This window comes from Pseudomonas sp. GW823-FHT03E05, assembly GCF_058796855.1.
In genome coordinates this window covers 1,485,626-1,498,672 of sequence record NZ_JBXAJB010000001.1, presented here as the reverse complement: position 1 = coordinate 1,498,672, position 13,047 = coordinate 1,485,626, and the positions used below count along the sequence as shown (strand labels likewise).

Here is a 13,047-nt window from a genome sequence, read left to right as displayed (position 1 = left end):
TCAGAACATGAAAGTGGGAATGACCGGGATAAAGGACAGGCGAAAATTCCAGCGGCTGCCGATCTGGTCGTCGGGGTGGATCGCCGAGTACTGGACTTCGCCGGAGATCCTCACCGGCAACTTGCCGACGTTGAAAATGCGCCCGGCACCCAGGCCGATGGGGAAGGTCACCTTGTTACCGCCGTCGGCCTTCCAGTTGACGGTGATATTGGGGGTCATGCCGATCCGCCATTGGGCCGGCCCCGGCAGGGCGCGCTGGATGAAGTACTGGATGTTGCTCAGGCTGACGTCCTTGCGCCGTCCGTCGCCGGCCACCGACCACCAGTGCTGGGGAAACACCCCCAGGGTCCAGTCCGGGCCGAGGTAGGCGGCGACGAAGGCCGGGCCCAGGGAGTACTTGCCGGTGCCCAGAACGTCCTGCTCGGCGGTGGGAAACATCGCCGTTGGCCCCACGCCCCAGACCAGCTTGCCGCCGCCGGCAAAGCGCAGTGGCTCCTTGGGGGAGAACACCCCCACGTAGGCCAGGTCGCCGAAGCCGCTGGTGCGCTGGAAGGGGTCTTCGATCAGCGCTGGAAAGTCCCGGTCGCTCAGCACTTCATAGGGGCTCAGGCCCACCAGTTTGCCGGCCTTGCGGTTGACCGGGGCGCTGACATAGCTGATGGGCAGGCGGTTGATCAGGTTCCAGTCTTCCCCCAGGGAGATCGGAAAGGTGGGCATGAAGCTGTATTTGCCCAGGTAACGCGTGCCGTTGCTATGGGGGCCCTTGAGGGCGGTGTAGTCGAACTGGTTGAACAGCAGCACCAGGTTGCCCACCGGGTTGTCCATCAGCTTGGCGATCTGCTCGGTGGAGGGTTCGCAGCCGGCCTTGACCACTTGCTTGAGGTCGATATCGAAGTTTTCCTGCAACTGCCGGCAGGTCTCGGGATCGCCCTTGGCCGCCGGGCGCTTGCCGTCTTCCCCCAGGGCTGGCAGTTCGTTGGCAAGGGCCGCGAGGCTGCCCAGCAGGGTGGAGCACAGGGCCAACTGGCAAGCGATACGCATTGGCGTGCTCCTAGAAAAAGGCCAGGGTCAAGTTGACGCTGACGCCGTTGCCCTCGGGGCGGTTCTTGGTGTCGAACTCGGGGATCCAGCGCGCGCTGATGTTGGCCTGGGCGTCGGCGAACTTGCCGCTCCAGCCCAGGGTTGGCCCGGCGCCCACGGAGCGCCCGCGATAGCCGTTGAGTTTGTCTGCGGTGGGGCCCTGGTCGTCGCTGATCTGCTGGATGTAACCGACCACCAGCCCGGCGTTCCAGCCGCTGCCGAAGCCGTGGGTCCACAAGCCATCGAGGCGCAGGATGTCGCCGTTGCGGTAGTCGGCGGCGTCGTTGCGGGTATAGAACTCCAGGGCGCCCATCAGGCTGAATTCGCCGCCCTTGCCGTCCAGATGGGTGAAGGCGATGGTCGGCATGAAGGTGTAGTTGTTCTGCCCGGGGTTGGCCAGGCGGTTGTCGTTGTAGGCCCCGGTGGGCAGGTAGATCGGCAGCGACAGGGCGATATGGTCGCGCTCGTTGATGTGGTAGCCGGCGGCGATCGGCGTGACCAGCAGGTCGGCGAACTGGGTGCCGCTGTCCTGGGTACCCACCGTGCGCCCGCGGGGGCCGGTGAGGCTGGCCTGGATGTCGGTGTACTGCACCGGCACGCCGATGGCCGAGGCGTAGTTCCAGCGGCCCTTGCCGGTGTCCCAGACCCGGGTGAAGTTGCCCATGGTGTAGGACACCTTCATTTTCAGCCCCGAGCTGAGATCGCCGATGATCGGCACCTGGCCGCTGCCCTTGAGCTCGCCGTCGTAGTAGATGCTGGTCAGGGACATCACCCAGCCCGGTTCCGGGGGGATGATCCCGGCATTGGAGTAGATCTGCTGGCCGGTGATGGGCCGGCCGACCCCGCCTTCGGCGGCATGCAGCAAGGGGCTGGCCGCCAGCAGGCAAAGGGCCAGGGATGAACGCAGGGGCGAAGGGCTGGGCATGACGGGCTCCGCTTATTGTTGTTCAGGGGCGACCGGCGTCAGCGGCGGCATCTTCCACTGGCCGTTGCTGACGTCGGGTTTGGGCAGGTAGATCCGCAGCACCCCGTAGAAGGGGCCGTCGGGGGCCGGCAGCCAGTTGCTTTGCAGCTCCTTGGCCGGCGGCTGGTGCTGCACATGGAGGGTCAGGCCGCCGTCGGCGTCGGTTTTCAGCGAGGGCAGCATGCGTGAGTTGATCAGGTAGCGTTGCAGCGGGTTGGCCACCAGCAGCTTGCTCTTGCCGTCGTACATCGTCAGCGACCAGAAGGCATTGGCCGGGGGCAACTGGCCCTTGGCGAAGTGCAGGCGGTAGCGGTGCTGGCCGGCGTTGAGCGGCTGGCCCTGGTCATCGACGAAGTAGCCGATATAGCTGGCCTCTTCGGCGGAGTTGCCGAAGATCCCCATGTTGGCCCCGGCGTAGCGGTACAGGTAGTTGTCCTGCAGGTGCTGGCGGCTGCCGAACAGGTCGCCACTGGTGATCTTGTGGGTATCGACCTGTTCTTTCTTGAAGGCGGCGAATTCGGCCTTGCCGTCGCTGATGCCGTCTTCCAGGGCCTGCTTTTGCGCGCTGCCCAGCTCTTTGAGGGGGAAGGGCTGGCCGGGAATGATGCCGATGCTGGCCAGGCGTGCCAGCAGGTCCTTTTCCTCGGGCTGGGGCTGGGCGAAGGCCAGCATGAAGTTCAGGTAGCCGAACAGTTCCGGGCTGTCGCTCATGGTGGCGGTGGGCGGGGGCCAGTGGATCGCTGCCGGCGCCGGGGGCGGCGGCCGGCCGAGGAACTGGCTCAGCGCCTGGACCTGGTAGCTCTGCTGGATCTTCTGCACCTGCTCCAGGTCTTTTTCATCGAACAATTGGGTGCGGTACAGGGCGTAGACGATGTTGCTTTCACTGTGCAGCACCTTGTCGATACCGGCTGGCGTGGGGCCTTGCCAGTCAGGCCCGGCGATCAGGTAGTGGCCGCCCTGGTTGCCGGTGCTGCGGGTGCCCAGGTAGTCGAAGTTCTGGGTGTAGAGGTCGATCAACTGCACCGAGTAGTAACGCTGGGCATCGATGGCCGGCAGGCTCAGTACCTGGGGTTCGGCCCGCAGGTCGAGCCAGGCGAAGGAGTAGGGGGTGTCCGAGTTGGGGGTGACGAAGGCCGTGTCCTTGGGACTGAAGACCTGGGCGGTACCGCCGATGCGGTTGAACGGTGCCTTGAAGTTGGGCCCCCCCTGATCCACGGCCTGGGTGTAGAGGGTCTTGTACATCTCCACCACCGGAAAGCCGTAGAGGTACGCCTGCTTGGCGATACCCCGGGCCTGCTCCGCGGTCGCGCTGAAGGCGCCCAGGGACGGGCCGCTGAGGACCAGCGTCAAGACCCCGAGCAAGCCGGGCATCACAGCCTTGATGATCATCGTTCGAATCCTTGCGCCAAAGTCAGGGGGGCAGGCGTTACTGCACCAGGGTGATGTCATCGAGTTTCCAGCGCTTGTCGAAGTAGGCCTCGGTGGGGGCGTAGAGCCGGAAGTAGCTGAACCAGTGCTTGCCCGGCAGGGTCTGCACCCAGTTGCTTTCCAGGCCCTTGGGGGCGCTGGGGCCGAAATACAGGTCCAGGGAGCCGTCGGGGTTTTTCTTCAGGTCCTGGCGCGATGACAGATCGGCCTTGCGCTGCGGGTTGTCGATCAGGCAGCGGCTGGCACTGTCGTAGACGGTCAGCGACCAGAACTGCCTGGCCGGCGGGTTGCTGCCCAGGTGCAGGCGATAGTGCTTGCCGCCGTCCAGCCACTGGCCGTTGTGGTCGGTGTAGGCGCCGAGGTAGGTCTGGCCCAGGCCCGGGGTCTTGGACACCATGCCCTTGGTGTTGGTGACCGCTTCGTAGAACCAGGCGCTGCGTTCCCACAACTGGTCGTAATAGGCCACGCGCTGGGACGGGTCGGCGATGTTCAGCACCTTGTCCCATTGCCGGTCTGGCCAGTACTGGGCATCGGCGAAGCGCTTGGCGAAGGTATTGGCCTGGGCGATCAGCTCACCCATGCGCGCGCCCTGTTCCAGGGCCTGGCGCTGGTGCTCGTTGGGGTTGAAGGGCTTGTCCTTCTCGATGCCGAGGCTGGCGAGCATGGCCATGTAGAAGCGGTCGCGCTCGTTGACCGGCTCCTGCTGGATGATCTGGTGCAGGCGCTCCCAGTAGGCCATGCCCCGCGGCTGGGTGCCGGACCAGGGCTTGCCGCCGGGGGACAGCAGGCGGGTCGCCGGCGGCGTCGCGCGCTGGGCGTAGGGGTACATCTTGAATTGCTGCACCAGCGCCTTGCCCTTGGCCGGGTCCGGGTCGAGCACGCGAAAGCCCACCAGCACGTTCATGGTTTGCGACTTGGCCAGGTAGTACTGGTCGGCGTCGGAAGGTTCCGGATGGCCCGGCGGCAGCACCAGGTACTTGCCGCCCTTGCCCTGGTCCGGGCCGGTCTGGCCCATGTCGGTGATCGCCCGTTGCCAGAAGTCGCCGACTCCACCGGCGGTGGGGCCGGGCGGCAGCTCGACGACCATCGGCCCGGTCTGGTTGAGGTCGACAAAACCCAGGATGTAGGGCGTGGTGGCGTTGGCGGTGATCACCCCGAGCTTGTCTTCGTAGCTTTCCAGGACCATCAGGTCGCCATTGCCGGCGTGCAGCTTATCGCGAAATTCCCCCTGCCACTGGGCGTAGGACACCAGCGGCAAGGCCCACAGGTAGCTTTGCGTGGCCTGCTGGAAGTCCAGCTCGGCAAACAGCCCGGCAATGGCGGCCCGGGCTGGCAGTTCGCCATCCATCTTGATCGCCGTCAGGCGGCTGTTCTGCGGCTCGGGCTGGGCGCCGACCCCGCAACTGGCGGCCAGGAGCAACAGGCTGAAACCGGCAGTGCGCAGTAGTGGCTGCATGGCGCGTCCTTATTTTCCGAAAGTGACATTGATCCCGGCGAACAGGGTGAACTGGGGCATGCCGTCGCCTTTGCGCTCCACGGTCCACTGCGGCTCGACGAAGGCGTTGAGAATGTTGTCACCGGCTTTCCAGGCCTTGCCCACCCCCAGGCCGATGGGGATGTAGTGGGTGTTGTTCTTCAGGTCGAAGGTCCAGGTGCCGGTGGAGCGCAGGTACCAGCCCCGGGGCAGGTTGTGGATGATGAAGGGCTGCAGGGTGGCGCTTTCGACATGGGCGCGGTCATGGTCGCCGGCAAATGAACTCTGGTACTGCACCAGGGCCCCCAGCAGGCCCCGGGGCGAGGCATCGATGGCCACTGCGGCCAGCCCGGCCTGCCATTTGCCGGTGCCCAGTTCGTCCTGTTCGGCGGTGGGTGCGGTGATCTGCGGGCCGATGCCCAGCTGCACGCCGTCGGTCTTGAGCAGGAAGATATCGAACAGGTTGAGGTCGCCGATGCCGGTGCTGTAGCCGTGGTGCGGATCGGGGCGGGTACTGACCGGCAGGGTGGCACGCAGCAGCTGGGGGACGCCGATGAAATCCGAGGGAGCGATGGGCAGGGTGCCCCGCAGCAGGGTGTCGTTGGTGTGGGCATTGCTGTCGTACAGGCGCGGGGTGTAGTAATCCTGCAGGTTGAGGCCGGGTGCAAGGTTCAGCGGGTTGTTGCTTTTGTTGGCGGTTTCCGCGTTGTCGGCCAGGGCCGGCAGCGATGAGCTCAGGGCGACTACGGCCCAGACGGCGGGCGCAAAAAATGCTCTGGACATGCAGGTTCAATCCTTTTGCGAACGGTCACCGAGCGGCACTTCTTGAGCCGTGGGTCAACTGATAGTGTTTCTCTCTAATACCCGTAGGAATTGTCTGATGACGCTAGCAGCTAACCTTCGCTTAGCCAGTCGAAAGGGTTAATTCGTTGGTTTTTGTGCACAGGATCACTGCCGGGCTGTGGACAGGCAGTGCGTGGCGGGCGGCCCTTTGAAGGTGAGCGTCGGCGAATCTTTCTTAAAGTGCTTTGTGATTATTTCAATTTAGTTTGTAGGGTTATAGTGATTGATTTTTTATGTGTATAAAAACTATTAAAAACAATGAGTTATTTGTTTTTAATGAAGTTGTTTGTAGTTTTTTGTGGGTGCCTTCTCAACAAAATCAGCAAGGATGAACCAGAATGCCCGTGGTCGAACGCACGACTTTCCTGGCCGGATACAGCCCGCAGCAGGTGCTGGATTTCTGCCTCGAAGGCGCCAACTTTCCAAAGATTTTCCCCGAGCGTGTCACGCCCTTGGGGGACCTCGATATCAATGACCTGCGCATCAGTGTCGGGCGCCAGTTCAGCTTCCTGCACTGGATGTTCGGTGTCATACCGGCGAAATGGACGGTGGTTATACGTGAGGTCGGCGATCGGCATTTTGTCGACGAGATGCTCAAGGGGCCGCTGCGGGCCTTTCGCCATGAGCACCGGGTCGAGGCCGCCGAAGGGGGCACCCTGTACACCGACCGGGTGACCTACAGGGCCATCGGTGGTGCACCTTTGGAGTGGTTGATGGTCAACGCCTACATGGCGCGGATTTTCGATGCCCGGCACCGCAACATGCTGCGGTTGCTCGGTTGATTGCCGTGCCTTGCCCTGTTTTCCAATGCCAAGGAGCATGCCCATGAGCAAGAAGATACTGGTGGTCCTGACCAGCGTGGCCAAATACCCCAACCTGGCCCGCGCCACTGGCCTGTGGCTGGGTGAGGCGGTGCATTTCGTGAAGAAAGTCGAGGCGGCGGGCTTCGAGGTGGACTACGTCAGCCCCAAGGGGGGCTACGTACCCATCGACCCCCATAGCCTGGCCATGGCAGACGACACCGACTGGCAGTGGTACCAGGACAGCGCCTTCATGAGCCGCCTGGGCTCGACCCTCAAGCCTTCCCAGGTCAGGGCCGGGGACTATGTGGCGATCTATTACGCCGGTGGCCACGGCGTGGTCTGGGATTTTCCCGATAACCCGGAACTGCAGGCCCTGAGCCGGGAGATCTATGAGCAGGGGGGCTATGTCAGCTCGGTGTGCCATGGCGCGGTGGGCTTGCTCAACATCAAGCTGGGCGACGGTAGGCTGCTGATCGCCGGCAAGCAGGTCACCGGTTTCTCCAATGAAGAGGAGAAACTCGCCGAACTGGACCAGTACGTGCCCTACCTGACGGAAACCGAACTGGTCAAGCGCGGTGCCCTTTACCAGAAGGCCGCTGCACCCTGGGCGCCGTTCGCGGTGGAGGATCAGCGCGTGATCACCGGGCAGAACCCGGCGTCCGGCGGCCCGGTGGCCGATCTGCTCCTGGCGCACCTCAACAAATAACCGTAGGAGCCGGCTTGCCGGCAAAGAGGCCGTTAAGGCTTGTGCACGGCTAGAAATCGCTTTCGCTGGCAAGCCAGCTCCTACACCGAAACACCCAGATTCGCCCCTGTAGGAGCCGGCTTGCCGGCGAAGGCGGCCTTGAGGCTTGCTCAAGTCTCGAAATTGCTTTCGCTGGCAAGCCAGCTCCTACACCGAAACACCCAGATTCACCCCTGTAGGAGCCGGCTTGCCGGCGAAGGCGGCCTTGAGGCTTGCTCAAGTCTCGAAATCGCTTTCGCTGGCAAGCCAGCTCCTACACCGAAACACCCAAATTCGCCCCTGTAGGAGCCGGCTTGCCGGCGAAGGGGCCCTTGAGGCTTGCGCAAGTCTCGAAATCGCTTTCGCTGGCAAGCCAGCTCCTACACCGAAACACCCAGATTCGCCCCTGTAGGAGCCGGCTTGCCGGCGCGAAGGGGCCCTTGAGGCTTGCGCAAGGTCTGAAAGCGCCTTCGCTGGCAAGCCAGCTCCTACAACCGGTAATGCCGGTGTCGGGGTGGGTTGTTGGACAATTTGCCCGTGGGGCATAGGTGCCCGGGCCGTTTCATGCTTAACTTCGGCCTCTCAGGAATTTCTCATTGCTGTTCCATCATCACTGTTCAATAAGGACTCCGTTCATGGCTCAAGTCACTCTCAAAGGCAACCCGGTGCAGGTTAATGGCCAACTGCCGCAAGTCGGTTCCAAAGCCCCAGCGTTCACCCTGGTGGGCGCAGGCCTGGCCGATGTTTCCCTGAGCAGCCTCGCCGGCAAGCGCAAGGTGCTGAACATCTTCCCAAGCGTCGACACCCCGACCTGCGCCACCTCGGTGCGCAAGTTCAACGCCCAGGCCAACGAGCTGGCCAACACCGTGGTGCTGTGCATCTCTGCCGACCTGCCATTCGCCCAGGCACGCTTCTGCGGCGCAGAAGGCCTGGAAAACGTGCAGAACCTGTCGACCCTGCGTGGCCGCGAGTTCATCGAGAACTACGGCGTGGCCATCGCCGACGGCCCGCTGGCCGGCCTGACTGCCCGCGCCGTGGTGGTGCTGGATGAAAACGACAAGGTACTGCACAGCGAGCTGGTCAAGGAAATCGCCGAAGAGCCGAACTACGACGCGGCCCTGGCCGTGCTCAAGTAACAGGTTTTACAATTATTCACGGCCTGGCTCTGTCCAGGCCGTTTTTATTTGTGCTTCAGTGGCTTAGCACCGCTCCTTGAAACGTCAGTCAAAGGTAAATTGCCGGTAAAGGCGCTTTGCTAAAACGGTTCCAGTGCTTATCTTTCAGCCTTCTCAAAGAAGCCTCCCACGCGCCCAATGGTTGATCACTCCATGCAATCCTCTGTCTCCCGCAACTCCCGTCGCTGGCTGTTCGGCCTGTTCGTCCTGCTGCTGGTCGTTGGCCTGTGCTGGAAATTCTGGCCGGCCAGTACCCACCAGGAGGCCGCCGGGCAGAAAGCCGCGGCCGGGCATACCGGGCGCAGCGGTAGCATGCGCCCCGGTTTCGGCGGCGCCAGCGGGCCGATCCCGGTGCGGGTGTCACCGGTGACCCAGGGGGATTTCGCGGTGTACTACAAGGCCCTGGGCACGGTGACGGCACTGAACACCATCAACGTGCGCAGCCGGGTGGCGGGAGAACTGGTCAAGGTCAATTTCGAGGAAGGGCAGATGGTCAAGGCCGGCGACCTGCTGGCACAGATCGATCCGCGTCCGTACCAGAACGCCTTGCTCCAGGCCGAAGGCACCTTGCTGCAGAACCAGGCCCAGTTGAAGAACGCCCAGGTCGACCTTGAGCGTTACCGCGGCCTGTACGCCCAGGACAGCATCGCCAAACAGACCCTGGACACCGCCGCGGCGCTGGTGGGGCAGTACCAGGGTACGGTCAAGACCAACCAGGCGGCGGTCAACGACGCCAAGCTCAACCTGGAATTCACCAACATCCGCGCGCCGATCGCCGGCCGCCTGGGCCTGCGCCAGCTGGACGTGGGCAACCTGGTGGCGGCCAACGACACCACCGCGCTGGTGATCATCACCCAGACCCAGCCCATCAGCGTGGCCTTCACCCTGCCGGAAAACAGCCTGGAAACCGTGCTCGCTCGCTACCACAGCGGCGCCAGGCTGGCGGTGGAAGCCTGGGACCGCGGTGACGTGAAGCTGCAGGCCACAGGCGTGCTGCAGAGCCTGGACAACCAGATCGACACCACCACCGGCACCCTGAAGTTCAAGGCGCGCTTCGATAACCGCGACCAGGGCCTTTTCCCCAACCAGTTCGTCAATGTGCGGCTGCTGGCCGATACCCTGAAGAACGTGGTGCTGGCGCCCTCGGCGGCGATCCAGTTCGGCACCAACGGCACCTTCGTCTACGCCCTGGATGGCGACAACAAGGTGAAGATCCGCCAGCTCAAGGTGGGCGCCAGCAACGGCGACTCGACGGTGATCCAGGACGGCCTCAAGGCCGGCGACCGGGTGGTGATGGAAGGCACCGACCGCCTCAAGGACGGCAGCGAGGTGGAAGTGGTCAACGACAGCATCGACGTGCCCACCACCCCCACCGAACACCTGCAAGGGCAGCCCGCCGGGGCACCGGCCGCAGACGGCAAGCCGGTTGATGGCAAGGCGAAAAAGGTCGGCGCATGAATTTCTCGCGGCTGTTCATCCTCCGTCCGGTAGCCACCACCCTGAGCATGCTGGCCATTGTCCTGGCCGGCCTGATCGCCTATCGCCTGCTGCCGGTGTCGGCCTTGCCCCAGGTGGACTACCCGACCATCCGGGTCATGACCCTGTACCCCGGGGCCAGCCCGGACGTGATGACCAGCGCGGTCACCGCGCCCCTGGAACGCCAGTTCGGGCAGATGCCCGGCCTGACCCAGATGGCCTCCACCAGTTCCGGCGGGGCCTCGGTGCTGACCCTGCGCTTCAGCCTCGATATCAATATGGACGTGGCCGAGCAGCAGGTGCAGGCGGCGATCAACGCTGCCACCAACCTGTTGCCCAAGGACCTGCCGGCGCCGCCGGTGTACAACAAGGTCAACCCGGCGGATACCCCGGTGCTGACCCTGGCCATTACCTCCAAGACCATGCTGCTGCCCAAGCTCAATGACCTGGTGGATACGCGCATGGCGCAGAAGATCGCCCAGATCAGCGGCGTGGGCATGGTCAGCATTGCCGGCGGCCAGCGCCAGGCGGTGCGGATCAAGGTCAACCCCGAGGCCCTGGCGGCCAACGGGCTGAACCTGGCGGACGTGCGCGCCCTGATCGGCGCCTCCAACGTCAACCAGCCCAAGGGCAACTTCGACGGCCCGACCCGGGTCTCGATGCTCGACGCCAACGACCAGTTGACCTCGCCCAAGGACTACGCCGAGCTGATCCTGGCCTACAACAATGGCGCGCCGCTGCGCCTGAAGGATGTGGCCGAGATCGTCGATGGCGCCGAGAACGAGCGCCTGGCGGCCTGGGCCAATGAAAACCAGGCGGTGCTGCTCAATATCCAGCGCCAGCCCGGGGCCAACGTGATCGAGGTGGTGGACCGGATCAAGGCGCTGCTGCCGAGCATCACCGACAACCTGCCGGCAGGCCTGGACGTCACCGTGCTCACCGACCGTACCCAGACCATCCGCGCTTCGGTCAAGGATGTGCAGCACGAGCTGTTGATCGCCATCGCGCTGGTGGTGATGGTGACCTTCCTGTTCCTGCGCCGGGCCAGCGCCACCATCATTCCTTCGATTGCCGTGCCGCTGTCGCTGATCGGCACCTTCGGCGTGATGTACCTGGCCGGCTTCTCGGTGAACAACCTGACCCTGATGGCCTTGACCATCGCCACCGGCTTCGTGGTGGACGATGCCATCGTCATGCTGGAGAACATCTCGCGCTTCATCGAGGAGGGCGACAGCCCGATGCAGGCAGCGCTCAAGGGCGCCAGGCAGATCGGCTTCACCCTGATCTCCCTGACCCTGTCGCTGATCGCGGTGCTGATCCCGCTGCTGTTCATGGCGGATGTGGTGGGGCGGCTGTTCCGCGAGTTCGCCATCACCCTGGCGGTGGCGATCCTGATTTCCCTGGTGGTGTCCCTGACCCTGACCCCGATGATGTGCGCGCGGCTGCTCAAGCGTGAGCCCAAGCCTGAAGAGCAGGGGCGCTTCTACCGCGCCAGCGGGGCCTGGATCGACTGGCTGATCGAAAGCTACGGGCGCAAGTTGCAGTGGGTACTCAAGCACCAGTTCCTGACCCTGATGGTGGCCATCGGCACCCTGGGCCTGACCGTGTTCCTTTATATGGTGGTGCCCAAGGGCTTCTTCCCGGTGCAGGACACCGGGGTCATCCAGGGCATTTCCGAGGCGCCGCAGTCGGTGTCCTTCGCCGCCATGAGCCAGCGCCAGCAGGATCTGGCCAAGATCATCCTGCAGGACCCGGCGGTGCAAAGCCTGTCGTCCTACATCGGGGTGGACGGCGACAACGCCACCCTCAACAGCGGTCGCCTGCTGATCAACCTCAAGCCCCACAGCGAGCGCGACCTGAGCGCAGCCCAGGTGATCGCGCGGATCCAGCCCGAGGTGGACAAGCTGCTGGGCATCCGCCTGTTCATGCAGCCGGTACAGGACCTGACCATCGAGGACCGGGTCAGCCGCACCCAGTACCAGTTCAGCCTGTCGTCGCCGGATGCCGAGCTGCTGAGCCTGTGGAGCAATCGCCTGGTGCAGGCCCTGGCCCAGCGTCCGGAGCTCACCGACGTGGCCAGCGACCTGCAGGACAAGGGCCTGCAGGTGTTCATGGTGATCGACCGTGACGCCGCGTCCCGGGTCGGGGTTTCGGTGTCGAACATCACCGACGCCCTGTACGACGCCTTCGGCCAGCGCCAGATCTCCACCATCTACACCCAGGCCAGCCAGTACCGAGTGGTGCTCCAGGCCCAGGCCGGCGAGCGCATCGGGCCCCAGGCCCTGGAGCAGATCCACGTCAAGACCACCGACGGCGGCCAAGTGCGGCTGTCGAGCCTGGCCCATGTCGAGGAGCGCCAGGCGCAACTGGCCATCGCCCATATCGGCCAGTTCCCGGCGGTAATGATGTCCTTCAACCTGGCTCCGGGCGTGGCCCTGGGCAAGGCGGTGGACGTGATCGAGCAGGTGCAGCAGGAGATCGGCATGCCGGTGGGCGTGCAGACCCGCTTCCAGGGCGCGGCGGAAGCCTTCCAGGCCTCGCTGTCGAGCACCTTGCTGCTGATCCTGGCGGCGGTGGTGACCATGTACATCGTGCTCGGCGTGCTCTATGAGAGCTACATCCACCCGGTCACCATCCTCTCCACCTTGCCCTCGGCGGCGGTGGGGGCCTTGCTGGCGCTGATCCTCAGCGGCAACGACCTGGGCATGATCGCCATCATCGGCATCATCCTGCTGATCGGCATCGTCAAGAAGAACGCGATCATGATGATCGACTTCGCCCTCGACGCCGAACGCCACCAGGGCATGGCCCCGGAACAGGCTATCTACCAGGCGGCGCTGCTGCGTTTCCGGCCGATCCTGATGACCACCCTGGCGGCGCTGTTCGGCGCCGTGCCACTGATGCTGGCCACCGGTTCCGGCGCCGAGCTGCGCCAGCCCCTGGGCCTGGTGATGGTGGGCGGCCTGCTGGTGAGCCAGGTGCTGACCCTGTTCACCACGCCGGTGATCTACCTGTACTTCGACCGCCTGGGCCGGCGCTTCGGCAAGCGTGAAGACGCCCAAGAGGTGGAGGCATGAAGG

The 13,047-nt window shown here is 64.2% G+C and carries 10 protein-coding genes; 5 read left to right on the top strand and 5 right to left on the bottom strand.

Features of this window, described 5'->3' with window-relative positions; all coding sequences use genetic code 11:
• The 5 genes from AC1RCO_RS06525 to AC1RCO_RS06505 are packed head-to-tail and all read right to left on the bottom strand — an operon-like array spanning position 1 to position 5,729.
• Positions 1 to 1,041 carry a transporter family protein gene (locus AC1RCO_RS06525; protein WP_019095219.1) on the bottom strand — a complete coding sequence of 347 codons (1,041 nt, stop codon included), beginning with the start codon at positions 1,039 to 1,041 and terminating at the stop codon, positions 1 to 3.
• Between the two features lie 10 nt (positions 1,042 to 1,051).
• Positions 1,052 to 2,005 carry a SphA family protein gene (locus tag AC1RCO_RS06520; RefSeq protein WP_492617536.1) on the bottom strand — a complete coding sequence of 318 codons (954 nt, stop codon included), beginning with the start codon at positions 2,003 to 2,005 and terminating at the stop codon, positions 1,052 to 1,054.
• Between the two features lie 12 nt (positions 2,006 to 2,017).
• Positions 2,018 to 3,415 carry a DUF1254 domain-containing protein gene (locus AC1RCO_RS06515; protein WP_492617608.1) on the bottom strand — a complete coding sequence of 466 codons (1,398 nt, stop codon included), beginning with the start codon at positions 3,413 to 3,415 and terminating at the stop codon, positions 2,018 to 2,020.
• 55 nt (positions 3,416 to 3,470) lie between these two features.
• Positions 3,471 to 4,928, bottom strand: coding sequence for a DUF1254 domain-containing protein (locus AC1RCO_RS06510; RefSeq protein ID WP_011061144.1), 1,458 nt, complete (start codon positions 4,926 to 4,928; stop codon positions 3,471 to 3,473).
• A gap of 9 nt (positions 4,929 to 4,937) precedes the next feature.
• Positions 4,938 to 5,729 carry a hypothetical protein gene (locus AC1RCO_RS06505; RefSeq protein ID WP_072441943.1) on the bottom strand — a complete coding sequence of 264 codons (792 nt, stop codon included), beginning with the start codon at positions 5,727 to 5,729 and terminating at the stop codon, positions 4,938 to 4,940.
• Positions 5,730 to 6,127: 398 nt separating this feature from the next.
• On the opposite strand from AC1RCO_RS06505, the gene AC1RCO_RS06500 reads away from it, so the two are divergent.
• The 5 genes from AC1RCO_RS06500 (at position 6,128) to AC1RCO_RS06480 (ending at position 13,044) form a co-directional block, all read left to right on the top strand.
• Positions 6,128 to 6,571 carry an SRPBCC family protein gene (locus AC1RCO_RS06500; RefSeq protein ID WP_220224338.1) on the top strand — a complete coding sequence of 148 codons (444 nt, stop codon included), beginning with the start codon at positions 6,128 to 6,130 and terminating at the stop codon, positions 6,569 to 6,571.
• Between the two features lie 43 nt (positions 6,572 to 6,614).
• A complete protein-coding gene (locus tag AC1RCO_RS06495; RefSeq protein ID WP_019095224.1) occupies positions 6,615 to 7,298 on the top strand; it encodes a type 1 glutamine amidotransferase domain-containing protein in 684 nt (227 codons plus the stop codon).
• 653 nt (positions 7,299 to 7,951) lie between these two features.
• Positions 7,952 to 8,452, top strand: a complete 501-nt coding sequence (gene tpx, locus AC1RCO_RS06490) for a thiol peroxidase (protein ID WP_011061148.1) — start codon at positions 7,952 to 7,954, stop codon at positions 8,450 to 8,452.
• A gap of 177 nt (positions 8,453 to 8,629) precedes the next feature.
• Positions 8,630 to 9,949 carry an MdtA/MuxA family multidrug efflux RND transporter periplasmic adaptor subunit gene (locus AC1RCO_RS06485; RefSeq protein ID WP_053151414.1) on the top strand — a complete coding sequence of 440 codons (1,320 nt, stop codon included), beginning with the start codon at positions 8,630 to 8,632 and terminating at the stop codon, positions 9,947 to 9,949.
• Entirely contained in the window at positions 9,946 to 13,044 is a 3,099-nt protein-coding gene (locus AC1RCO_RS06480) for an MdtB/MuxB family multidrug efflux RND transporter permease subunit (protein ID WP_492617535.1), read from the top strand. Before AC1RCO_RS06485 ends, AC1RCO_RS06480 begins: the two co-directional genes overlap by 4 nt.
• The last annotated feature ends 3 nt before the right edge of the window (positions 13,045 to 13,047 follow it).